This window comes from Klebsiella sp. CN_Kp066, from assembly GCF_040065135.1.
Classification (GTDB): Bacteria; Pseudomonadota; Gammaproteobacteria; order Enterobacterales; family Enterobacteriaceae; genus Klebsiella; species Klebsiella oxytoca.
On the sequence record NZ_JBEAIU010000002.1, the window covers coordinates 129,228 to 152,091 of the forward strand.

The window sequence follows — 22,864 nt, forward strand, 5'->3', positions numbered from 1 at the left end:
TCGTCTTTTCATAACTCAGTACAGTTAACCAAAAATTTCCGCCAGATGCTTGCGATATTCTGCCGTATAACGCGGAACATCGGGCATTTTGATCACATCGTTGGCGATGAAGGTCGGCAGGGCGCTCATCCCAAGGAACTGGTTAGCCTTATGGAACGGCAGGTAAACGCCGTCGACGCCGACGCCGTGGAAAAACTGATCTTTCTCGGTGAAGGCTTCCATCGGCGCATTCCAGGTCAGGGACAGCATATATTTTTTGCCCTGAATCAGGCCGCCGGAACCATATTTCTTACTGGCATCGGAGCGGGTGCGGCCATCGCTGGCGTACAGCGCTCCGTGACCTTCGGTAAAGACGTCGTCGATGTACTTTTTCACCGTCCAGGGCGCACCCATCCACCAGCCCGGCATCTGCCAGATAACCACGTCAGCCCAGAGAAAATTCTGCACCTCTTCTTTAACATCGTATTCGCTCTCGGCGCGGACGACCTTAACATCATGCCCGGCGTCGCGCAGATAACCATCCGCGACCTCGGTCAGGGTGTCGTTCAGCTGGCCGTTAGAGTGGGCGAATTTTTTCGCACCGTTGATAATCAGAATGTTGCTCATTTTTTATCCTCAACCTTTCAATTTTGTGAGTCATGTTACCCCGTCGGGCAGAGCGGTAAAATGAGCAAAATGTGCAAAGTCTTTTGCTTTTTTAGCAATAATAGCGCTACCAGCGAATGCGCGCTTCGAATCCGCCGTCCCGGGCGTTGCCGAAACTGGCCGTCATTCCGTGCAGCGCGGCGATACGTTTGACGATGGATAACCCAAGACCGCTGCCGGGTTGTTCCTGTCCCGGCGGGCGATAAAAGCGCTCGCCGATACGCGCCAGGGCTTCGGCGCTAATGCCCTGGCCGTTATCGCGCACGCGAAATTCACCAGCTTCAAGCGTGATATCGACCTGGCTTCCGGCGGCGCTATAGCGTACGGCGTTATCTAAAAGATTGCGCACCAGCAGGCTTAACAGCAGCGGCTGGCCGGTGCGTGCGACGTTATCCGCATTCAGATGCAGACGCAGCTCAACGCCGGCCTGCTGAGCGGGGTGGTACATCTCCATCACCGCCGACTGCAGCAGGTCGTCCAGGGCGACGCGCTGGATATCGTCCAGCTGCGCCAGCGAATCCAGGCGCGACAAAGTCAGAAGCTGATCGACCAGGCGGGTTGCGCGATCGATACCCTGGTGAAGCTGCGCCAGCGCTTTATCCAGCCCCTGCGGATCGTCCTTCGAAAGCTGGGCTACTTCAGTTTGCACCTTCAGCGCCGCCAGCGGACTGCGCAGTTCGTGGGCCGCATCGGATGTAAAGCGACGCTCGCGGATCATGGCATCATGCGTGCGGATAAACAGCTGATTTAGCGCGTCGACCAGCGGGCGAACTTCATTGGGCACGTTTTTATTATTCAGCGTTTCGGCGGAATCCGGCGCCCGAGCGCGCAGCGTGTTGGCCAGCTTTTTCAGCGGCGCCAGTTCCCGGCTTAACAGCACGATGAGTAGCAAAAACATAAGCGGCAGCGCAATCAGCCAGGGCGTGAGCTGGCTGGTGACGATATCCAGCGCCATCTCGCGACGGTAATCCCACTCCTGGCCGACAACGATACGATGGCGGCCGTCGCGGGTGGTGAGCCACAGAAAACGCCACTCGTCGTCATCGCCGCGCAGATAGCCGTCGCTGAATCCCTCCCGATTGCGGCCCCACGGGATATCCTGGCCATTCTCGCCATCGTTAAGCACCATCTTGCCATCGGTGGTAAAGATAGCGAAAGCCAGCGCGTCGTCGTCGAGATGACCGTGCTTGACCTTCTTCTTCTCTCGCACCTGCGAAGAGAGAGTGTGAAGCTCGTCAAAATTCATTGCGCTAAGGCGGCGGGCGAATAGCAGCTGCTGGGTATCGAAGAGCTTATCCAGCTTATCGGTCGTTTGTTGCCAGGCCACAAAGCTGGCGATGCCCCATGCGGCGCTGGTCAGCAGCAGGAAAAGGAGCGTCAGGCGAACGCGCAGGCTCAGTTTGCCCAGTCGTTTCATGCGTCCCCCAGGGTGTAGCCGATACCGTGAACGGTGCGAATGAAACCGCTGCCGAGTTTACGGCGTAGATGGTGGACGTGCACCTCTATCGCATTGCTGGAAACGTCGTCATCCCAGCTGTAGAGTTTTTCTTCGATCAGCTTACGCGGCAGCACGCGTCCGGCGTTACGCATCATCAGCTCCAGCAGAGCAAACTCCTTTGGCTTGAGCGCCAGGCTTTCGCCGTTCAGGGTGGCCGTGAGCCGGCCCGGGTCGAGAACCACGCTGCCGTGCCGCAGCTCGCTGCTGCTCTGGCCGTGGGCGCGGCGCATCAGCGCTTCCAGACGGGCGGCGACTTCAATCAGCGCAAAGGGTTTGCATAGATAGTCATCGGCGCCGAGCCGAAGCCCTTCAACCCGCTGGCTTAGCGCGTCGCGGGCGGTAAGGATCAGTACCGGTTCATGGCGGCCTTTGTCGCGCCATTCGCGCAGGATATCCAGCCCATCAATGCCGGGAAGGGTCAGGTCCAGAATAATGGCGTCATAGGGGGCGTTGTACAATGCGGCTTTTCCTTCCTCACCGCGGGTAAACCAGTCGACGCTGAATCCCATTTTTGTCAGCCCTGCCTTGAGGCCGTCACCGATCAGTTTATCGTCTTCCACCAATAAAATGCGCATTCTCCTGCTCCTGTATCCCTCGGCTATTCCAGCAGTAAAGCGCGTTGCGGCGCGCCCTGTACAGGAATAAAATTTATTTTTTCCGCTTAAGAAGTTGTTAAGTTTTGCCCGGTGTAATAGTGACGATATAAACACAAAGGGAGAACACATCATGAAGAAAATCGCCGCAATGACCGCCATCATCGCTTTAGTTTCCATGCCGGTACTGGCTGCTGAACAGGGCGGATTTTCCGGCCCTGGCTCCACGCAAACCAGCCAGACAACCTCGCAAAATGGCGGGTTTATTGGCCCGAACGGGAGCGTAACGACGGTTGCGAATGCGAAAAGCCTGCGTGACGATACCTGGGTGACCCTGCGCGGTAAAATCGTGGAGCGTATTTCCGATGATCTGTATAAATTCCAGGACAGCTCCGGCACCGTCAACGTCGATATCGATCACAAGCGCTGGAACGGCGTGACCGTTACCCCGCAGGATACGGTAGAGATCCAGGGCGAAGTCGATAAAGACTGGAACTCAGTGGAGATCGATGTAAAGCAGATTCGTAAAATCACCCCCTAATTTGCGAATCGCCTTCAGCCATAACTGAAGGATGCTCACGGAATTCCTCAACCGGCCTAACGCCCTGTGACTCAGGGCGTCAGATAGGGTATTATCGCCGGTAGTTTTGCCGTCCGAACGGCCGGTACGCAGATTGAGGATTCACGATTAATGAGCGATATGGCAGAGCGCCTTGCGCTGCATGAATTTACGGAAAACGCCTACCTTAACTACTCCATGTACGTCATCATGGACAGGGCGCTGCCGTTTATTGGCGATGGCCTGAAGCCGGTCCAGCGTCGCATCGTCTATGCGATGTCTGAACTGGGTCTGAACGCCAGCGCGAAGTTCAAAAAGTCCGCCCGCACCGTCGGTGACGTGCTGGGTAAATACCATCCCCACGGCGACAGCGCGTGCTATGAAGCCATGGTGCTGATGGCTCAGCCCTTCTCCTACCGCTATCCGCTGGTTGACGGTCAGGGAAACTGGGGGGCGCCGGACGATCCTAAATCCTTCGCCGCAATGCGTTATACCGAATCCCGTTTGTCGAAGTATGCTGAACTGCTGCTGAGCGAACTGGGGCAAGGCACCGTTGACTGGGTACCAAACTTCGACGGCACTTTGCAGGAGCCGAAGATGCTGCCTGCGCGCCTGCCCAATATTCTGCTAAACGGTACTACCGGCATTGCCGTTGGGATGGCGACGGACATTCCGCCGCACAACCTGCGTGAAGTGGCCCGGGCGGCCATTACCCTGATTGAAAAGCCGCAAACTTCGCTGGATGACCTGCTGGATATCGTGCAGGGGCCGGATTACCCGACCGAAGCGGAAATCATTACCCCCCGTGCCGAAATCCGCAAAATCTACCAGAATGGCCGCGGTTCGGTGCGGATGCGCGCGGTATGGGCCAAAGAAGACGGCGCGGTGGTGATTAGCGCGCTGCCGCATCAGGTTTCCGGCGCCCGCGTGCTCGAGCAGATCGCCGCCCAGATGCGCAACAAAAAGCTGCCGATGGTGGATGATCTGCGCGACGAGTCGGATCACGAAAACCCGACTCGCCTGGTGATCGTCCCGCGCTCTAACCGCGTCGATATGGAGCAGGTGATGAACCACCTGTTCGCGACGACCGACCTGGAAAAGAGCTATCGTATCAACCTGAATATGATCGGGCTCGATAACCGTCCAGCGGTTAAAAACCTGCTGGAAATCCTCTCGGAATGGCTGACCTTCCGTCGCGATACCGTGCGCCGTCGTCTCAGCTACCGTCTGGAAAAGGTCCTCAAGCGCCTGCATATTCTTGAAGGTTTGCTGGTGGCGTTCCTGAATATTGATGAAGTTATCGAGATCATTCGTCACGAAGATGAGCCGAAACCGGCGCTGATGTCACGCTTCGGCCTCAGCGAGACCCAGGCGGAAGCGATTCTGGAGTTAAAACTGCGCCATCTCGCCAAACTGGAAGAGATGAAGATTCGCGGCGAGCAGAACGAGCTGGAAAAAGAGCGCGACAACCTGCAGGCCATCCTGGCCTCTGAACGCAAGATGAATAACCTGCTGAAGAAAGAGCTGCAGGCCGACGCCGACGCCTTTGGCGACGATCGCCGTTCGCCGCTGCGCGAGCGCGAAGAAGCCAAGGCGATGAGCGAGCACGATATGCTGCCGTCTGAGCCGGTGACTATCGTTCTGTCGCAGAGCGGCTGGGTACGCAGCGCCAAAGGTCACGATATTGACGCGCCGGGGCTGAACTATAAAGCGGGCGACAGTTTTAAATCGGCCGTGAAAGGGAAGAGCAATCAGCCGGTGGTCTTTATTGACACTACCGGGCGCAGCTACGCGATTGACCCGATTACCCTGCCGTCCGCGCGCGGTCAGGGCGAGCCGCTCACCGGTAAGCTGACGCTGCCTCCGGGGGCGACGGTTGAACATATGCTGATGGAAGCCGATGATCAAAAACTGCTGCTGGCTTCCGACGCAGGCTACGGATTTATCTGTACTTTCAACGATCTGGTGGCGCGCAACCGCGCCGGTAAGACGCTGATTAGCCTTCCGGATAACGCGCACGTGATGCCGCCGCTGGTAATAGAGGACGAATCTGACATGCTGCTGGCCATTACCGCTGCCGGCCGCATGCTGATGTTCCCGGTCAGTGACTTGCCGCAGCTGTCGAAAGGTAAGGGCAACAAGATTATTAATATTCCGTCGGCGGAAGCGGCTGCGGGCCAGGATGGCCTGGCGCATCTGTTTGTCCTGCCGCCGCAAAGTACGCTGACGATTCATGTCGGTAAGCGGAAAATTAAACTCCGTCCGGAAGAGCTGCAAAAAGTGACCGGCGAGCGCGGCCGCCGCGGCTCTCTGATGCGCGGATTGCAGAAAATCGATCGGATAGAGATTGATTCTCCGCGTCGCGCCTCTGCGGGCGGTAGCGAAGAGTAAGATGCACCTCCCTCGCGGTGAGGCGGGGGAGGTGAATATTTACCGCAAAAACGTTGTTTATTCAGGCATTGCGATTAACAATGTGCTCCCAGGGAACCTGTGCCCGGCCTGAATTGCGCTATGGCGTCAATCATTTGCTAAACAGCGAGTATAATTCTAAGCGGTTTGGGTTTTAGAGGTAGCTATGCTATTTATTTTTCGACTAATTATCGTTGTCATTTACTGTATTCTGGTGTGCATCTTCGGCTGTATCTATTGTCTGTTCAGTCCGCGTAATCCTAAGCACGTCGCCACCTTCGGTCACCTTTTTGGCAAGCTGTCGCCGGTCTTCGGTCTGAAGGTTGAACTCCGCAAGCCTGACGATGCCGAAAGCTACGGCAACGCTATCTATATCGCTAACCACCAGAATAACTATGATATGGTGACGGCATCGAATATCGTACAGCCGCCGACCGTTACGGTAGGTAAAAAAAGCCTGGCGTGGATCCCTTTTTTCGGCCAGCTCTATTGGTTGACGGGGAATCTACTGATTGACCGCAATAACCGGACAAAAGCGCACGGCACCATTGCAGAAGTCGTGAACGCATTTAAAAAGCGCAAAATCTCTTTTTGGATGTTTCCGGAAGGGACTCGCAGCCGCGGTCGCGGTTTGCTGCCTTTTAAAACCGGTGCCTTTCATGCGGCTATCGCGGCGGGCGTACCCATTATTCCGGTATGCGTGTCTAATACTTCGAATAAAATTAAGCTCAATCGCCTGAATAACGGTCTGGTGATTGTCGAAATGCTGCCGCCGGTCGACACCAGCCAGTACGGGAAAGAGGGCGTACGCGCGCTGGCGACGCACTGTCGCGAGCTGATGTCCGCGAAAATTGCCGAGCTGGATAAAGAAGTTGCCGAACGCGAAGCGGCCGGCAAGAAATAACACCGGAAACGCCGCAAACGGCGCGCGTATTGCTGGCGGGAAACGAATTCCCTTATTCATTAGTCAGTGTCTCATGGAGTTAATATGTCACTCAGTCGGCGTCAGTTCATTAAGGCTACAGGCGTAGCGCTGTGCGCAGGCGCCGCGCCGCTGAAGGCACAGGCTGCTGGTCAGCAGCCCGCGCTGCCGATTCCTCCTTTGCTTGAGTCCCGCCGCGGGCAGCCGCTATTTTTGACGCTACAGCGTGCGCACTGGTCGTTTACGCCGGGCACCCGCGCATCGGTGTGGGGGATTAACGGCCGCTACATGGGGCCAACCATCCGCGTCTGGAACGGCGACGATGTGAAGCTGATCTACAGCAACCGCCTGACGGAAAACGTCGCGATGACGATACGCGGTCTGCAGGTTCCCGGTCCGCTGATTGGCGGCGCGGCGCGTATGATGTCCGCCAACGCCGACTGGGCTCCGGTGCTGCCGATCCGCCAAAGCGCGGCGACGCTGTGGTATCAGGCCAACACGCCAAACCATATGGCGAAACAGGTTTATAACGGTCTTGCCGGGATGTGGCTGGTAGAAGATGAGGTTAGCAAGAATTTGCCGATCCCTAACCACTACGGTGTGGATGATTTCCCGGTGATTATTCAGGACAAGCGCCTGGATAACTTCGGTACGCCTGAATATAGCGAACCCGGCAGCGGCGGCTTCGTTGGCGATACGCTGCTGGTGAACGGCGTGCAGGGGCCTTTTGTTGAAGTGTCGCGCGGCTGGGTGCGCCTGCGTCTGCTGAATGCGTCTAACTCCCGGCGCTACCAGCTGCAGATGAGCGATGGTCGGTTGCTGCACGTCATCTCCGGTGACCAGGGGCTGCTTCCGGCGCCGGTTTCGCTAAAGCAGCTGTCGTTGGCTCCGGGCGAACGGCGCGAAATCCTGGTCGACATGACCAACGGCGATGAGGTGTCGATAACCTGCGGGGAAGCGGCGAGTATCGTCGATCGTATTCGCGGTTTCTTCGAACCGTCGAGCATCCTGATTTCAACGCTGATTCTGACTTTGCGCCCGACGGGCCTGCTGCCGCTGGTGACCGATAGCCTGCCTGTGCGCTTGCTGCCTACGGAAATGCTGGCCGGCGCGCCGATCCGCAGCCGCGATATTACGCTTGGCGACGATCCGGGAATCAACGGCCAGCTGTGGGATCCGCAGCGTATTGATATTACGGCGCAGCAGGGAACCTGGGAGCGCTGGACGGTGCGCGCCGACCGGCCGCAGTCGTTCCATATTGAAGGCGTCATGTTCCAGGTGCGTAATGTGAACGGTTCTGCGCCGTTCCCGGAAGACCGCGGCTGGAAGGATACCGTCTGGATCGACGGGCAGGTTGAGCTGTTGGTCTATTACAACCAGCCCTCCTGGCCGCACTTTCCGTTCCAGTACTTAAGCCAGACGCTGGAGCTTGCCGACCGCGGCTCCATTGGCCAGATTCTGGTGAATCCGGCGCCGTAATTTATTTTGTCCCGGCCTGCTGCTGGCCGGGATTGGAAAAACCTCCTTCATTTCTCCCATCGTTCCGGCTTATAATCGCCGCCCTTTTGATTATTTTTTTATCATTTTCCCCGGAAGCAATATGAGCGCAATATCCCTGATCCAACCGGATCGTGACCTTTTCTCCTGGCCGCAGTACTGGGCCGCCTGTTTTGGCCCCGCGCCTTTTCTGCCAATGTCGCGAGAAGAGATGGATCAACTTGGCTGGGATAGCTGCGACATCATCCTGGTGACCGGCGATGCTTATGTCGATCACCCGAGCTTCGGGATGGCGATTTGCGGACGCATGCTGGAATCCCAGGGATTCCGCGTGGGGATTATTTCCCAGCCGGACTGGAACAACAAAGATGACTTTATGCGTCTGGGTAAACCGAACCTGTTCTTCGGCGTGACCGCCGGTAACATGGACTCGATGATCAACCGCTACACTGCCGACCGTAAGCTGCGCCATGACGATGCCTACACGGCGGGTAACGTGGCCGGTAAACGCCCGGATCGCGCTACGCTGGTCTACACTCAGCGCTGCAAAGAGGCGTGGAAAGATGTCCCGGTGATCCTCGGGGGCATCGAAGCCAGCCTGCGCCGTACCGCGCACTATGACTACTGGTCCGATACCGTGCGCCGTTCGGTGCTTGTGGACTCTAAGGCCGATATGCTGATGTTCGGCAACGGCGAGCGTCCGCTGGTGGAAGTGGCGCACCGTCTGGCCGCCGGCGAGCCTATCGGGCAAATTCGCGATGTACGCAACACCGCCATCATGGTGAAGGAAGCGCTGCCTGGCTGGAGCGGGGTGGACTCCACGCGTCTGGACACGCCGGGGAAAATCGACCCGATCCCGCATCCGTATGGTGAAGATCTACCGTGCGCGGATAACAAAACCGTCGCGCCGCCAAAACAGGAAGCGAAGCGCGTTACCGTCCAGCCGCCGCGTCCGAAACCGTGGGAGAAGACCTACGTTCTGCTGCCCTCGTTTGAGAAAGTAAAAGGCGATAAAGTTCTCTACGCGCATGCCTCGCGCATTTTGCACCATGAAACTAACCCCGGCTGCGCCCGGGCGCTGATGCAGAAGCACGGCGAGCGCTATATCTGGATTAACCCGCCCGCCATTCCGCTCTCAACCGAAGAGATGGATAGCGTGTTTGCGCTGCCCTATAAGCGCGTTCCGCATCCTTCTTACGGCGATGCCCGCATTCCGGCCTATGAGATGATTCGCTTCTCCATTAACATCATGCGCGGCTGTTTTGGCGGCTGTTCGTTCTGCTCGATTACCGAGCATGAAGGTCGGATCATTCAGAGCCGTTCCGAAGATTCGATCATCAATGAAATCGAAGCGATTCGCGATACGGTGCCCGGCTTTACCGGTATTATTTCCGATCTTGGCGGCCCGACGGCCAACATGTATATGCTGCGCTGCAAGTCGCCGCGCGCCGAGCAGACCTGCCGCCGCCTGTCATGCGTTTATCCAGATATCTGCCCGCATATGGACACCAACCATGAGCCGACGATAAACCTTTACCGTCGCGCCCGCGATCTTAAAGGCATCAAAAAGATCCTCATCGCATCCGGCGTTCGTTACGACATTGCGGTTGAAGATCCGCGCTACATCAAAGAGCTGGCCACCCACCACGTCGGCGGTTATCTGAAGATTGCTCCTGAACATACCGAAGAGGGGCCACTGTCGAAGATGATGAAGCCGGGTATGGGCAGCTACGATCGCTTTAAGCAGTTGTTCGATACTTATTCGAAGCAGGCGGGTAAAGAGCAGTATCTGATTCCATACTTTATTTCCGCCCACCCGGGGACGCGAGATGAAGATATGGTGAATCTCGCGCTGTGGCTGAAGCAGCATCGTTTCCGCCTGGATCAGGTGCAGAACTTCTATCCGTCGCCGCTGGCGAACTCGACCACCATGTATTACACCGGCAAGAACCCGCTGGGTAAGATTGGCTATAAGAGTGAGGATGTGGTGGTGCCGAAGGGCGACAAACAGCGCCGCCTGCACAAGGCGCTGCTGCGCTATCACGATCCGGCCAACTGGCCGCTGATCCGTCAGGCGCTGGAAACAATGGGTAAAAAGCACCTGATCGGCAGCCGTCGCGATTGCCTGGTACCGGCGCCGACGCTGGAAGAAATGCGCGAGGCGCGTCGCCAGAACCGCCATACCCGACCGGCGCTGACGAAGCATACGCCGATTGTGCACCAGCGTTCGAACGGCGGGGCGACGGCGAAGAAGCCCGTAAAACGCGGCAAGGTTGCCGGTCGTTAAGCCTGCAGTATTGCCCGGTGGTGCCTCGCTGACCGGACCTGATCATCCCGGGCCCGGTCAGCCGCTTGCCAAACGGCAAAGCAAATTCTATGGCTATGCTTCTCTGATTCTGGCCGCCAGCGCTGCCAGCTTTTCATCATCCGCCCGCTCGTGATCGTGGGAGGAGAGATAGCCTTCATATTGCGCAAAAAACTTAGTCTGACGCGACTCGATCGGCCGCCATTGGGACATATCCCCGGTGCCGTGCATCGGACTGAGTTTGCTGTGGACATGGTCAACGCCATAGCCTTCAAAAAACATCCCCGTACGTCCCACGTCATCGAAGGATTTATCCAGAAGCTTTGCCACCTTCTGCGTCGCCAGCACCAGGTCGGCTAGCGCCTGCGGCGGCATATCAAACGCATAGCTGGGATAGTGCTTCTTCGGGATCACGACCGTAAAACCGTCGGTATTTGGATAAATGGAGAGAAAGGCGAGGTGGTGCTCATCTTCCCACACCTTGTGGCAGGGGGCTTTCCCCTCAACAATTTGACAGAAAATACAGCTCATCAGCACGCATCCATTTGATTGCAATAAGCCATAAATGTACGTGGTTTTAGCCGGACTGCAAAGCGATGCTCCGCCGGGATCCGACGGAGCAGGAAGGATTAGCCGCCGAACTGATCCGGGTCAGGCCCGAGGCGTTTGTTTTTGTCCAGCTTAGTGATTTCACTCAATTCATCTTTATCGAGACGGAAGTCCCAGACGTTAAAATTCTCGGCGATGCGCGACGGCGTCACGGATTTCGGGATCACCACCAGGCCGCTATCGAGGTGCCAGCGGATAACGATTTGCGCCGGCGTTTTGCCGTATTTGTCCGCCAGTTGGTGAATAATTTTCTGATCGAAAACTCCTTCACCGCCCTGTGCCAGCGGGCTCCAGGACTCGGTCTGAATTTTATGCGTCGCATTCCAGGCATGAAGCTGACGCTGCTGCAGCAGAGGATGCAGTTCAATCTGGTTTATCACCGGGGCGACGCCGGTTTCATCAATGATTTTTTGCAGATGGTGGACCTGGAAATTACAGACGCCGATGCTTTTTGCCAGCCCTTGCTGCTGTAGCTCAATTAGGCTTTTCCAGGCATCAACATAATGGTTCGTAGCCGGCACCGGCCAGTGAATGAGGTATAAGTCGACGTAGTCGAGTTTGAGTTTTTTAAGGCTTTCCTGCAGCGCTTCACGGGGCTGCTTTTGATCGTCATTCCACAGCTTCGTGGTGACGAACAGCTCATCGCGGGCGACGCCTGCGCTGCTCAGTGCATTGCCGACGCCGGTTTCATTCTGGTATACGGCGGCGGTGTCAAATGAGCGATAACCGACTTCCAGCGCCTTATGAATGGCGGAGACGACTTCCTCGTTGCCTGCTTTCCACACGCCGAGCCCCAGCTGCGGCATCAGGTTGCCGTCGTGTAGTTTTATAACGGTTGGATGTGTCATGCCTTCCTCCTGTTAATGAACTCAGCGGGACAGAATCCGCTGAGGGGTAGCATTAAGTCTGGACGAAATAGCTAAAAACGGTAGTTAAACTCCTCTCCTTTGCGCGAGTTTACGCGTCGGAGAGGGCGTTGATTAGCGTGCAGCCTCGTAAATACGGCGGCTGACGTCCAGAGTAATATCCTGATTTTCACCCAGTTGGGTCATACCGTGCTCCTCCAGTTTCGCCAGCAGCGCCGGGATGGAGCTACCATCCAGACCGTAGGCGGAAAGGCGAGTCGGGACGCCCATGCGTTCGAAGAAATCACGCGTTGCGGCGATGGCGGCATCAATACGCTCTTCTTCAGAACCTTCGGTGATGTTCCAGACGCGAGCGGCGTACTGCAGCAGTTTAGCGCGTTTAGCCTCGCGTTTTTCATTCCACAGCGCCGGCAGAACGATGGCCAGCGTCTGCGCGTGATCGAGCCCGTGCATGGCGGTCAGTTCGTGGCCCAGCATGTGCGTCGCCCAGTCCTGCGGTACGCCTGCGCCGATCAGGCCGTTCAGCGCCTGGGTGGCGGCCCACATAATATTGGCGCGAACGTCGTAGTTTTCCGGCTCTTTCAGCGCCTTCGGACCGTCTTCCACCAGGGTCAGGAGAATGCCTTCGGCGAAACGGTCCTGGATTTTACCGTCGACCGGATAGGTGACGTACTGCTCAACGGTATGGACGAATGCGTCAACGACGCCGTTAGCCACCTGGCGCGGCGGCAGGGTGTAGGTGTAAACCGGATCCAGAATAGCGAACACCGGCTGGACGTGGGTGGACATAAACGCGCGTTTGTCGCCGGTGGTTTTACGCGAGATCACCGCGCCTTTATTAGATTCGGAACCGGTCGCAGGCAGCGTCAGCACGGAGCCCATCGGGATAGCGCTGGCCACTTTGCTGCCGTAAGTTTCGAGAATTTCCCACGGATCGATACTGGCATCGTAGTGGGCCGCCGCGGCGATGAATTTAGTGCCGTCGAGAACGGAGCCGCCGCCCACCGCCAACAGGAAAGTGATCTTTTCATCACGCGCGATTTTCACCGCGTTCATCAGCGTTTCGTAGGACGGGTTTGGCTCGATGCCGCCAAATTCCCGAACGTCAATGCCGTTCAGCGCGCTGAGAACCTGATCAAGCACGCCGGTTTTCTTCACGCTACCGCCGCCGTAGGTGACAAGCACACGTGCATCCGCCGGGATTTGATCGCGCAGATTTTCAATCGCGCCTTTGCCGAACTGAATGCGGGTTGGGGTATGTAGGTCGAAATTGTTCATGGCTGGTGCCCTCAAATAGATAAAACCGCCAGCAGAGACAATACCTCTGCCAGATGACGGACATTGTGTTCCCGCGGACCGTTCCCCTCAATGCACATTCCTGCCGTTGTCTTGCCCATTTCTCTTTGTAGCTGGAGAAATTCGCCGGAAGTGCGCACAATGCGAAGGTATAAAAACGTTCGGAGAAGCACGATAAATGAACCGCGCTGAGATATGCCAGCTATTAACGTATAAGGTTAATCAGCTGAAAGATAAAGAAGAAATGCTTAATGGTCTGCTGCCGGATATCCGCCTGCTGTACGGCACTCAGCCGGGGACGCGTACGCCGGTCATGTACCAGCCGGGGATCGTTTTTCTCTTTTCCGGGCATAAAATTGGCTATATCAATGAGCGTACCTTCCGCTATGACACCAATGAGTATCTGCTGCTGACGGTTCCGCTGCCGTTTGAGTGCGAAACTTTTGCCACCCCGGAAGTACCGCTGGCGGGAATAAGGCTGAATGTCGATATTCTTCAACTGCAAGAACTGCTGATGGATATCGGGGAGGATGAGCAGTTTCAGCCGTCCATGGCGTCAAGCGGAATCAACTCTGCGGTGCTGTCCGAAGAGATTCTGTGCGCGGCGGAGCGGCTGCTGGATGTGATGGAACGCCCGCTTGACGCGCGCATTCTTGGCAAACAGATCATCCGCGAAATTCTCTATCACGTGCTGACCGGGCCGTGCGGGGGAGCGCTGCTGGCGCTGGTCAGCCGTCAAACCCACTTCAGCCTGATCAGCCGCGTGCTGAAGCGCATCGAAAGCCAGTACACTGAGAACCTCAGCGTCGATCAGCTGGCGGCTGAGGCCAATATGAGCGTCTCGGCGTTCCACCATAACTTTAAATCGGTTACCAGCACCTCCCCGCTACAGTATCTGAAGACTTATCGCCTGCATAAAGCGCGCATGCTGATGATCCACGACGGCATGAAAGCCAGCGCGGCGGCGATGCGGGTAGGGTATGAGAGCGCATCGCAGTTCAGCCGCGAGTTTAAGCGTTATTTCGGCATGACGCCGGGAGAAGATGCGGCACGCATCAGGACAATACAGGGGATGTAATAACGATCTCAGGGCGGCAAATCCTCGCCGCCCTGGCACCCTATCAGGCGTTGCAGTATTTCTTTTTAATCACCACGATAACTGTACCGAGCAGCCCGGCTATCAGCAGCGCGATAGGCAGAATCATCAGGCAGGTCATGACCTGATCTTCATGACGTTTTACGAAGGGAATCATACTCAACGCATAGCCCAGACCGGTAACTACCCCAACCCACAGCAGCGCGCTCAGCCAGTTGAAAAACTGGAAGCGGCGGTTCGGCAGCCCGGAAATGCCCGCCATGGTTGGCAGAAGGGTGCGAACAAACGCCAGGAAGCGTCCGGCCAGCAGCGCCAGCAGGCCGTGCTTGTCAAACATGCAGGTTGCCCGCTGATGGTATTTATGCGGCAGATGCCCAAGCCAGCGCTTAACCGTGGCGGTATTACCCAGCCAGCGCCCCTGAATATAGCTCAGCCAGCAGCCGAGGCTGGCTGCAGCGGTTAAGATAGCGACAGTCGGTACAAAGTCCATCACGCCTTTGGCGATTAGCGCGCCGGCGAGCAGCAGCAGGCTATCGCCCGGTAAAAACGAGGCGGGCAGCAGACCGTTTTCCAGAAACAGGGTTGCGAACATGACCAGATATACAACGCCCACAACGTGGGGGTTTGCCAACGCGGCAAAATCATGCTGCCACAGAGCGGCGACGATTTCTTGAATGACAACCATGGACTTTCCTAAGTGGTACCGTGTTTTTTATTTAGTGTACTCCTGAAGAGGCCCGAGCACCTTGATCCCGGGCGCAACTAAAGCGGCCGCTTTTCTTAAAAACGTCCGCTATTGTTGCCACTGACTGTCACTTTACACGATACGCGCGAAGCCCGCCGCTAAATCATCCAGCAGATCGGTAACATTTTCTAACCCGATATGTACCCGAATTAGCGTGCCGCTGAAGTCAACTTCAGCATCAGGACGGATTGCGGCAATGTGTTCCGGCTGATTGGCTAAAATCAGCGATTCAAAGCCGCCCCAGGAGTAGGCCATGCTGAACAAGCTGAAGTGGTCGAGGTAGGCGGACAGCTCGGCATCGCTCAGGCGTTTGTTCAGCACGAAAGAGAACAGACCGCTGCTACCGGTGAAGTCCCGCTTCCAGTACTCATGGCCTTTGCTGCCGGGCAGGGCGGGATGATTCACGCGCGCTACCTGCGGATGCTGTGCCAGCCATTCGGCAATCTGCAGGCTACTCTCATGATGCTGACGCAGGCGGACGGCAAGGGTGCGCAGGCCGCGGCTGGTCATGTAGGCGGTATCGGCATCCACCATTTGCCCCATCAGGTAGGCATTTTCCCGCAGCTGCGCCCAACAGCGCTCATTGGACACCGCAGTGCCGACCATCGCATCGGAATGGCCGATCAGGTACTTGGTTCCGGCCTGAATAGAGATATCGATACCAAACTCCAGCGCTTTGAACAGTACTCCCGCCGCCCAGGTGTTATCGATCATAATGATAGCTTGCGGAGCGACGCTGCGCACCGCCGCGACGATCGCCGGGACATCATGAACTTCCATGGTGATGGAGCCGGGCGATTCGAGGAATACCACTCGGGTATTCGGCTGTACCAGACGGGCAATATCGCCGCCGATAAGCGGGTCGAACCAGCCGGTGGTTACGCCGAGTTTGGCGAGGATTTTAGTGCAGAAATCCTGGGTCGGCTCGTAGGCGGTATTGGTCACCAGAATATGGTCGCCCTGCTCGACGAACGCCAGGATAGTATTTGCGACCGCCGCTGCGCCGCAGGGGAAGAGGGCGCAGCCGGCGCCGCCTTCCAGTTCGCACATCGCTTCCTGCAGGGAGAAGTGGGTTAGCGTCCCGCGACGACCGTAGAACAGTTCGCCTTTGGCGCGGTTGCGGGTGGCGTGCTTTTTCGCTTCGACGGTGTCGAAAACCAGCGATGACGCGCGCTGAATCACGCTGTTGACCGAGCCCTGAGTATATTTTTTGCTGCGCCCGGCATGAACCAGCGCAGTATCAAGATGTTTATCAGCCATGTTCAGATAACCTGTTTTTATACGTCTGGACGTCTAAACTATCATGAATGCCCGTTGATGTACCGGGTCACGGCGGATACAGGTAAAAATTTTACTAACCGCGGGGTCAGCAACTTTTTTACTGCGTAAGCGCAAGGAAAATAAACGTGATTTGCTGCACAGTGTAAATACTAATGAGAACCACTATCAATTCGATGTCGTTTTGATATTATTGTGCGCAGATTTTGTGATTTACGTCCTGGAGATACAGTGTGGGTAATAATTTGATGCAGGCGGATCTCTCCGTTTGGGGTATGTATCATCATGCCGATATTGTCGTTAAGGTAGTGATGATCGGCCTGATTCTGGCGTCGGTCGTTACATGGGCTATCTTTTTCGGCAAAGGCGCAGAAATCCTGGCCAGCAAGCGCCGCCTCAAGCGCGAACAGCAGCTGGTTGCTGAAGCACGCTCTCTCGACCAGGCCAGCGATATCGCTAACGGTTTCGATGCGAAAAGCCTGACCTCGCAGCTGATCAACGAAGCGCAAAATGAGCTTGAGCTTTCTGCGGGTTCTGAAGATAACGAAGGCATTAAAGAGCGTACCGGTTTCCGACTGGAGCGTCGCGTCGCGGCGGTAGGTCGTTACATGGGACGCGGCAACGGTTATCTGGCGACCATCGGCGCGATTTCCCCGTTCGTCGGCCTGTTTGGTACCGTCTGGGGCATCATGAACAGCTTTATCGGGATTGCCCAGACCCAGACCACTAACCTGGCGGTTGTTGCTCCGGGCATCGCGGAAGCGCTGCTGGCCACGGCAATCGGCCTGTTCGCTGCGATTCCGGCGGTCGTCATCTATAACATTTTCGCCCGAATGATTGCCAGCTACAAAGCGTCCCTTGGCGATGTCGCCGCCCAGGTTCTGCTGCTGCAAAGCCGCGATCTGGACCTGAGCGCCAGCGGCGTTAAGCCGGTACGTACCGCCCAGAAATTACGCGTAGGTTGATGCTCTATGGCGATGCATTTTAACGAAAACCTCGATGATAACGGCGAAATGCACGATATCAACGTGACGCCGTTTATCGACGTCATGCTGGTGCTGCTGATCATCTTTATGGTGGCGGCGCCGCTGGCGACCGTTGACGTGAAGGTCAATCTGCCTGCGTCCTCCAGCCAGCCGCAGCCGCGTCCGGAAAAACCGATCTATCTCTCGGTGAAGGCGGATAAAACCATGTTCCTCGGCAATGACCCCATTACTGACGAGAACATGATTGCGTCTCTGGATGCGTTGACCGAAGGTAAGAAAGACACCACGGTCTTCTTCCGTGCGGATAAAACCGTGGACTACGAGACGATGATGAAAGTTATGGATACCCTGCATCAGGCGGGTTATCTGAAGATTGGTCTGGTGGGCGAAGAAACCGTCAAAGCGAAGTAATCTCCCCTTTCCACGCATCTCCTCAGGCTGGCCTTGCGCCAGCCTTTCTTATAGTTGAAGCAAAAACTTGTAAGACCAATCGTGTAGATGTGTGACAACTTTCTCAGTTAACAGAAAACATAAACCCGATGCGAAAAATGACAATAGGATAGTTTTTATCCTCCCTCTAGAGTGAATACCACTTCATCTGAGAGGGATTATATTGTGAATCACGATAATAAACTGTCATTTGCGGAGAAGCTGGGATACGGCATGGGAGATGCAGCCTGCGGTATCGTCTACTCTTCGGTAACCATGTTTCTGACATGGTTTTATACGGATATTTACGGACTCTCCGCTGCCGCAGTCGGAGTGATGTTCCTGGTGACGCGGGTTCTGGATGCGATTACCGATCCGCTAACCGGCATCGTTGCAGACCGTGTGAAGACCCGCTGGGGCCATTTTCGCCCGTGGCTTATCTGGTTTGCCGTCCCTTATGCCGTGCTGGCGGTAATGACCTTCACTACTCCGGAATTTGGCGCATCGGGTAAACTGGTTTACGCCTACCTGACTTACACCTTACTCATGCTGTGTTACACCTTTATCAATATTCCCTACTGCGCGCTGGGCGGAGTCATCACGCGCGATGAGAAGGATCGCCTATCAGCCCAGTCATATCGTTTTACGATCTCTTCTCTGGCCGGTCTGATGGTTTCTGTCGCAACCCTGTTTCTGGTGGATTTTTTAGGTAAAGAAAATAAGCAGTTTGGTTTTCAGGCGACAATGGGAATCATGGGCGCGATCGCTATTGTAATGCTGGCTTTCTGCTTCTTCTCTACTAAAGAACGCGTGGCTCCAGCGGTTGAACAGCAGGGGAGCATACGCGAAGATCTCCGTCAGCTTCTGGCGAATGACCAGTGGCGTATTGTGGCGATAATCACTTTTTTCTCGAGTATGGCCGGGGTTATGCGCAGCGCCGCCACGCTCTATTATGCAACCTACCTGATGTTAGGCGGCGTGGAGTCCGCGGCGGGAACAGCCATGAAATCAGCATTTGTTTCCACCAGCGTCGTTGGCACGATTATCGGCAGCATCGCCGCCGGATGGCTGGCCAAGCGCTATCGCGCGGTCTCGCTGTTTAAAAATATCAACCTCCTGCTGGTTCTGGTTGGCGTCGTAATGTTCTTTGTGCCGCCGACCTGGCTGCCGGTGGTGTTCCCTTTATACTTTCTGGTCGGCTTCTTCCATCAGATGTACCAGCCGTTTAAATGGAACATGATGGCCAACGCCGCCGATTATGGCGAATGGAAGTTTGGTCGTCGCATCACGGGATTATCTTATTCCGGTAATCTGTTTGCTTTGAAAATGGGCATGGCGGTTGCTGGTGCCGCCGTAGGTTTTTCGCTTGGGCTATTTGGCTATCAGGCGGGCGTAACGGCGCAGACTCCGCTGGCGACAATGGGAATTGTTGGGCTGTTAACGCTCGGTCCATCACTATCTTACCTGCTTCTGTGGTGGCTGGCGCGTTTCTATAAGCTGGATGACAAAATGATGCAGACAATTCAGCGAGAGCTGTCCATGCGCCAGCAACAGGCGCATTCAGAGACGCAATTGCCGCTAAACGCCGTTCCGGAAAAGGCCTGAGGAGATGCGAAATATGACTCCTTCTGAATACCAGAATCCTATTTTATGCGCCGATTATTCCGACCCGGATATCGTGCGCGTAAGGGATGATTTCTTTATGGTCTCTTCCAGTTTTAACCATGTGCCCGCTTTACCGATCCTGCATTCAACGGACCTGGTTAACTGGACTATTATCAACCACGTTCTGGATGAACTGCCGCTACCGGGTTATGACCGGTATCAGCCGGGTAAGGGCGTATGGGCGCCATCGATTCGCTGGCACGATGGCAAGCTGTGGGTCTGCTTCAGCACCCCAGATGAAGGTATTTTTATCTGCCATACCGAGGACCCGTGGGGGAAATGGAGCGCTCCGCACTGCCTGCGTCAGGCCAGAGGGTGGATAGATCCCTGCCCGTTCTGGGACGACAATGGTCAGGCCTGGTTGGTACATGCTTTCGCCCATAGCCGCAGCGGCATTAAGCATAAACTGCAGTTGTTTGCGATGGCGCCGGACGCCAGCGAATTACTGGGCGAAGGGCAGATTATCTATGACGGCTGCTGCGATTTACCCACCCTTGAGGGGCCAAAGGTTTATCAACGCGCCGGTTGGTACTACATCTTTGCTCCTGCGGGCGGGGTAGAAAATGGCTGGCAGACGGTGCTGCGCGCGCGCCAGATGACGGGGCCCTGGGAAGCCAAAAACGTGCTTTTCCAGGGAAACACATCGATAAATGGACCACATCAGGGCGGCTGGGTGGAGGGCGAGAAGGGCGAATGCTGGTTTGTTCATTTCCAGGACTTACATCTCTATGGCCGCGTGGTTCACCTCCAGCCGATGTTCTGGGGTGACGACGGCTGGCCGCGTATCGGTGAGCAGATTGGCAGTTGCGGCGTCGGACAGCCGGTTTTACGTTGGCCGCGTCCGAAAGGGTTAACGCCTTCACCGGCGTTGGCGCCGCAAACCAGCGACTATTTTGCGCAAGGCCAACCGGGAATACAGTGGCAGTGGCAGGCTAACCCCAGCCCTGAGTGGCTGCTGCCGGCGGAAGGCGAACTCCGATTACGCTGCACCCCATTATCCCAAGTCGATGGACAGAGAGCGTTATACTGGGCGCCGCAGCTGTTGCTGCAGAAATTCCCGGCGCTAACTTTTAGCGCGAAAACAAGCGTAACGTTATATGCCGCTCAGGACGGTGATGCCGGAGGCCTGATCGTATACGGCGAACGCTACGCCGCTTTGCTGGTGGAGTTTGGGCAAGGGAGTTGCCGGCTCGTGTGGCGACACGGTTGGATGAGCGATGCGGGCGTTGTGCGCGAAACTCGTCAGGTTCTTGCTGAGCTTAAGCGCGGCAAGTGTCAGCTGCAGGTTGCCGTAGGCGAAGGCGGCTTGTGTCAATTTTCCTGGCGAGCTGAGGAGGAGGAGTGGCAGGGGGTTCCCCTTTGTTTTGCTGCCGGGAAGGGGAAATGGGTCGGTGCGAAATTTGGCCTGCTGGCTGCTTCAATGGATGGCCTGCAAAGCGAGGGCTACTGCTCTTTGCAGGACTTTGAGGTCATCCTATAAAGAAACCGTTTCTGGCCGTCTGCAGATAATGCGGGCGGCTGGATGTTGCATAAACGTTACCCTGTTGCGATATAATGGCGGCCGTTTATGTTAACTGACAGGATCTTATGGAACGCTTTCTGGAAAATGCTATGTACGCCTCGCGCTGGCTGCTGGCGCCGGTTTATTTTGGCCTCTCGCTCGGTCTGATTGCGCTGACCATCAAATTTTTTCAGGAGATCTTCCACATACTGCCGCATATTTTTAGCGTCAGTGAGTCGGATATGATTCTGACCCTGCTGTCGCTGGTGGATATGACCCTGGTGGGCGGTTTGCTGGTGATGGTGATGTTCTCCGGGTATGAAAATTTTGTCTCGCAGCTGGATATTAACGAGGGTAAAGAAAAACTCAGCTGGCTGGGCAAAATGGACGCGACGTCGCTGAAAAATAAGGTTGCCGCCTCCATCGTGGCGATCTCCTCTATTCACCTGCTGCGGGTGTTTATGGATGCGAAAAACGTCCCGGACAATAAGCTGATGTGGTACGTCATCATCCACCTGACCTTTGTGCTCTCGGCCTTTGTTATGGGCTACCTCGATCGTCTGACCAAAGTGAAACACTGATCCCTTCTCTCCCGGCGGCGTTAGCCGCTGGGCTTTTTTCTCCCCGTTTCTGCTTTTCTGCGCTGGCGTATGTCCGGGCTTCTGCTTTGCTTAAAGGGCGCTTAACAACGGAGGCAGGGTGATGACGCGATTAACGGCCAAAGATTTCCCGCAGCAGCTGCTCGAGTATTATGACTACTATGCCCACGGCAAAATCAGCAAACGCGAGTTTCTCCAGCTGGCGGGGAAATATACCGTCGGCGGGATGACCGCGCTGGCGCTGTTTAATCTGCTGAAGCCCGACTATGCCCTGGCAGAGCAGGTACCGTTCACCGACCCGGATATCCGCCCGGAGTATATTCATTATCCCTCTCCTGATGGCCACGGCGAAGTGCGGGCTTACCTGGTGACGCCGACGAAAATAGCCGACAAAGCGCCCGCCGTGGTGGTGGTTCATGAGAACCGCGGCCTGAACCCCTATATTGAAGACGTAGCCCGGCGGGTAGCGAAAGCGGGGTATATCGCGCTGGCGCCGGATGGCCTGAGCTCCGTCGGCGGCTATCCGGGGAATGATGATGAAGGCCGCGCGCTACAGCAGAAAGTCGATCCCGTGAAGCTGATGAATGACTTTTTTGCGGCGGTCGAATTTATGGCGAAGCATCCGCAGGCGACGGGGAAGGTCGGTATCACCGGTTTTTGCTACGGCGGCGGCGTCAGCAACGCGGCGGCGGTGGCGATCCCGGAGCTGGCCTGCGCGGTGCCGTTTTACGGCCGCCAGCCGCCGTTGAAGGAGGTCGATAAAATAAAAGCGCCGCTGCTGCTGCACTATGCCGGCCTTGATAGCGGCATTAATGAAGGCTGGCCCGCCTATGAACAGGCGCTGAAGGCGCATAATAAAGTCTACGAGGCCTATCTCTATCAGGGCGTGAATCACGGCTTTCATAATGATTCCACGCCGCGCTACGATCGGGCTGCGGCTGGCCTGGCCTGGCAACGTACGCTGGCGTGGTTTGAAAAGTATTTACGCTAGCGCAAACGCCATAAATAGCGCTACCGCTCGCTCAAAAAATCGCTATATAATTTATTATATAACGATTGGGAGAGCGCGATGGAAAATCATTTTGGAAAAGGCTTAATGGCGGGGCTACAGGCATCCCATGCTGACACCGCCGCGCATGCGGCGAATTTTTGCACCGACTATAAACGCGGGTTTGTGCTCGGCTACTCGCACCGCATGTTTGAAAAAACCGGCGACCGCCAGCTCAGCGCCTGGGAAGCGGGGATCCTCACTCGTCGCTATGGCCTGGAAAGAGACATGGTGATGGACTTCTTCAAAGAGGGCGGTTCTTCGACCGCGATGCGCTACTTTATGGCGGGCTATCGGCTGGAAAGCTAAAAACCGGAG

At 56.1% G+C, this 22,864-nt stretch carries 21 protein-coding genes; 13 read left to right on the plus strand and 8 right to left on the minus strand.

Annotated features, from left to right (window positions below):
• Positions 1 to 24: 24 nt before the first annotated feature.
• From ABLV75_RS01605 to qseB, 3 genes are all read right to left on the minus strand, one after another.
• The gene (locus ABLV75_RS01605; RefSeq protein WP_004105846.1) at positions 25 to 606 is read right to left on the minus strand and encodes an NAD(P)H-dependent oxidoreductase; all 582 of its coding nucleotides are present in this window, start codon (positions 604 to 606) and stop codon (positions 25 to 27) included.
• 106 nt (positions 607 to 712) lie between these two features.
• A complete protein-coding gene (qseC, locus tag ABLV75_RS01610) occupies positions 713 to 2,062 on the minus strand; it encodes a quorum sensing histidine kinase QseC (RefSeq protein ID WP_004105844.1) in 1,350 nt (449 codons plus the stop codon).
• A complete protein-coding gene (gene qseB / locus ABLV75_RS01615) occupies positions 2,059 to 2,718 on the minus strand; it encodes a quorum sensing response regulator transcription factor QseB (RefSeq protein ID WP_004105839.1) in 660 nt (219 codons plus the stop codon). Before qseB ends, qseC begins: the two co-directional genes overlap by 4 nt.
• A gap of 151 nt (positions 2,719 to 2,869) precedes the next feature.
• Here qseB and ABLV75_RS01620 point away from each other — a divergent pair, with 151 nt between their 5' ends.
• From ABLV75_RS01620 to ABLV75_RS01640, 5 genes are all read left to right on the plus strand, one after another.
• Complete coding sequence (locus ABLV75_RS01620) at positions 2,870 to 3,277, plus strand: YgiW/YdeI family stress tolerance OB fold protein (protein ID WP_004105835.1); 408 nt, start codon at positions 2,870 to 2,872, stop codon at positions 3,275 to 3,277.
• 150 nt (positions 3,278 to 3,427) lie between these two features.
• Entirely contained in the window at positions 3,428 to 5,686 is a 2,259-nt protein-coding gene (gene parC / locus ABLV75_RS01625) for a DNA topoisomerase IV subunit A (protein WP_004105833.1), read from the plus strand.
• Positions 5,687 to 5,870: 184 nt separating this feature from the next.
• Entirely contained in the window at positions 5,871 to 6,608 is a 738-nt protein-coding gene (gene plsC / locus ABLV75_RS01630) for a 1-acylglycerol-3-phosphate O-acyltransferase (protein WP_004105831.1), read from the plus strand.
• A gap of 84 nt (positions 6,609 to 6,692) precedes the next feature.
• Positions 6,693 to 8,105 carry a cell division protein FtsP gene (gene ftsP / locus ABLV75_RS01635; protein ID WP_004105829.1) on the plus strand — a complete coding sequence of 471 codons (1,413 nt, stop codon included), beginning with the start codon at positions 6,693 to 6,695 and terminating at the stop codon, positions 8,103 to 8,105.
• 31 nt (positions 8,106 to 8,136) lie between these two features.
• Complete coding sequence (locus ABLV75_RS01640; RefSeq protein ID WP_185948559.1) at positions 8,137 to 10,410, plus strand: YgiQ family radical SAM protein; 2,274 nt, start codon at positions 8,137 to 8,139, stop codon at positions 10,408 to 10,410.
• Positions 10,411 to 10,503: 93 nt separating this feature from the next.
• On the opposite strand, the gene ABLV75_RS01645 is transcribed toward ABLV75_RS01640, so the two are convergent.
• The 3 genes from ABLV75_RS01645 to yqhD all read right to left on the minus strand — a co-directional run bounded on the left by ABLV75_RS01645 (position 10,504) and on the right by yqhD (position 13,181).
• Positions 10,504 to 10,959: an HIT family protein gene (locus ABLV75_RS01645; protein ID WP_004105825.1), complete on the minus strand. Its 456-nt coding sequence runs from the start codon at positions 10,957 to 10,959 to the stop codon at positions 10,504 to 10,506.
• A gap of 98 nt (positions 10,960 to 11,057) precedes the next feature.
• Positions 11,058 to 11,885: a 2,5-didehydrogluconate reductase DkgA gene (dkgA, locus tag ABLV75_RS01650; protein ID WP_004105823.1), complete on the minus strand. Its 828-nt coding sequence runs from the start codon at positions 11,883 to 11,885 to the stop codon at positions 11,058 to 11,060.
• 132 nt (positions 11,886 to 12,017) lie between these two features.
• Complete coding sequence (yqhD, locus tag ABLV75_RS01655; RefSeq protein ID WP_004105822.1) at positions 12,018 to 13,181, minus strand: alcohol dehydrogenase; 1,164 nt, start codon at positions 13,179 to 13,181, stop codon at positions 12,018 to 12,020.
• A gap of 196 nt (positions 13,182 to 13,377) precedes the next feature.
• On the opposite strand from yqhD, the gene ABLV75_RS01660 reads away from it, so the two are divergent.
• Positions 13,378 to 14,277 carry an AraC family transcriptional regulator gene (locus tag ABLV75_RS01660; RefSeq protein WP_004105819.1) on the plus strand — a complete coding sequence of 300 codons (900 nt, stop codon included), beginning with the start codon at positions 13,378 to 13,380 and terminating at the stop codon, positions 14,275 to 14,277.
• A gap of 43 nt (positions 14,278 to 14,320) precedes the next feature.
• Here ABLV75_RS01660 and yghB read toward each other — a convergent pair whose 3' ends face one another.
• Both yghB and metC read right to left on the minus strand, forming a co-directional pair.
• Positions 14,321 to 14,980: a DedA family general envelope maintenance protein YghB gene (gene yghB, locus ABLV75_RS01665; RefSeq protein WP_004105816.1), complete on the minus strand. Its 660-nt coding sequence runs from the start codon at positions 14,978 to 14,980 to the stop codon at positions 14,321 to 14,323.
• A 132-nt stretch (positions 14,981 to 15,112) separates the two neighbouring features.
• The gene (gene metC, locus ABLV75_RS01670) at positions 15,113 to 16,300 is read right to left on the minus strand and encodes a cystathionine beta-lyase (RefSeq protein ID WP_004105814.1); all 1,188 of its coding nucleotides are present in this window, start codon (positions 16,298 to 16,300) and stop codon (positions 15,113 to 15,115) included.
• 251 nt (positions 16,301 to 16,551) lie between these two features.
• Here metC and exbB point away from each other — a divergent pair, with 251 nt between their 5' ends.
• The 7 genes from exbB (at position 16,552) to ABLV75_RS01705 (ending at position 22,855) form a co-directional block, all read left to right on the plus strand.
• Positions 16,552 to 17,283 carry a tol-pal system-associated acyl-CoA thioesterase gene (gene exbB / locus ABLV75_RS01675; protein ID WP_004105812.1) on the plus strand — a complete coding sequence of 244 codons (732 nt, stop codon included), beginning with the start codon at positions 16,552 to 16,554 and terminating at the stop codon, positions 17,281 to 17,283.
• A gap of 6 nt (positions 17,284 to 17,289) precedes the next feature.
• Complete coding sequence (gene exbD / locus ABLV75_RS01680; RefSeq protein ID WP_004105810.1) at positions 17,290 to 17,715, plus strand: TonB system transport protein ExbD; 426 nt, start codon at positions 17,290 to 17,292, stop codon at positions 17,713 to 17,715.
• A 204-nt stretch (positions 17,716 to 17,919) separates the two neighbouring features.
• Positions 17,920 to 19,338, plus strand: a complete 1,419-nt coding sequence (locus ABLV75_RS01685) for an MFS transporter (RefSeq protein ID WP_004105808.1) — start codon at positions 17,920 to 17,922, stop codon at positions 19,336 to 19,338.
• Positions 19,339 to 19,351: 13 nt separating this feature from the next.
• Positions 19,352 to 20,878, plus strand: coding sequence for a glycoside hydrolase 43 family protein (locus ABLV75_RS01690; protein ID WP_004115611.1), 1,527 nt, complete (start codon positions 19,352 to 19,354; stop codon positions 20,876 to 20,878).
• 107 nt (positions 20,879 to 20,985) lie between these two features.
• A complete protein-coding gene (locus ABLV75_RS01695; RefSeq protein ID WP_004105804.1) occupies positions 20,986 to 21,480 on the plus strand; it encodes a TIGR00645 family protein in 495 nt (164 codons plus the stop codon).
• 121 nt (positions 21,481 to 21,601) lie between these two features.
• The gene (gene yghX, locus ABLV75_RS01700) at positions 21,602 to 22,489 is read left to right on the plus strand and encodes a YghX family hydrolase (protein ID WP_004105802.1); all 888 of its coding nucleotides are present in this window, start codon (positions 21,602 to 21,604) and stop codon (positions 22,487 to 22,489) included.
• Between the two features lie 78 nt (positions 22,490 to 22,567).
• Positions 22,568 to 22,855: a DUF2623 family protein gene (locus ABLV75_RS01705; protein WP_004105801.1), complete on the plus strand. Its 288-nt coding sequence runs from the start codon at positions 22,568 to 22,570 to the stop codon at positions 22,853 to 22,855.
• Positions 22,856 to 22,864: the final 9 nt, after the last annotated feature.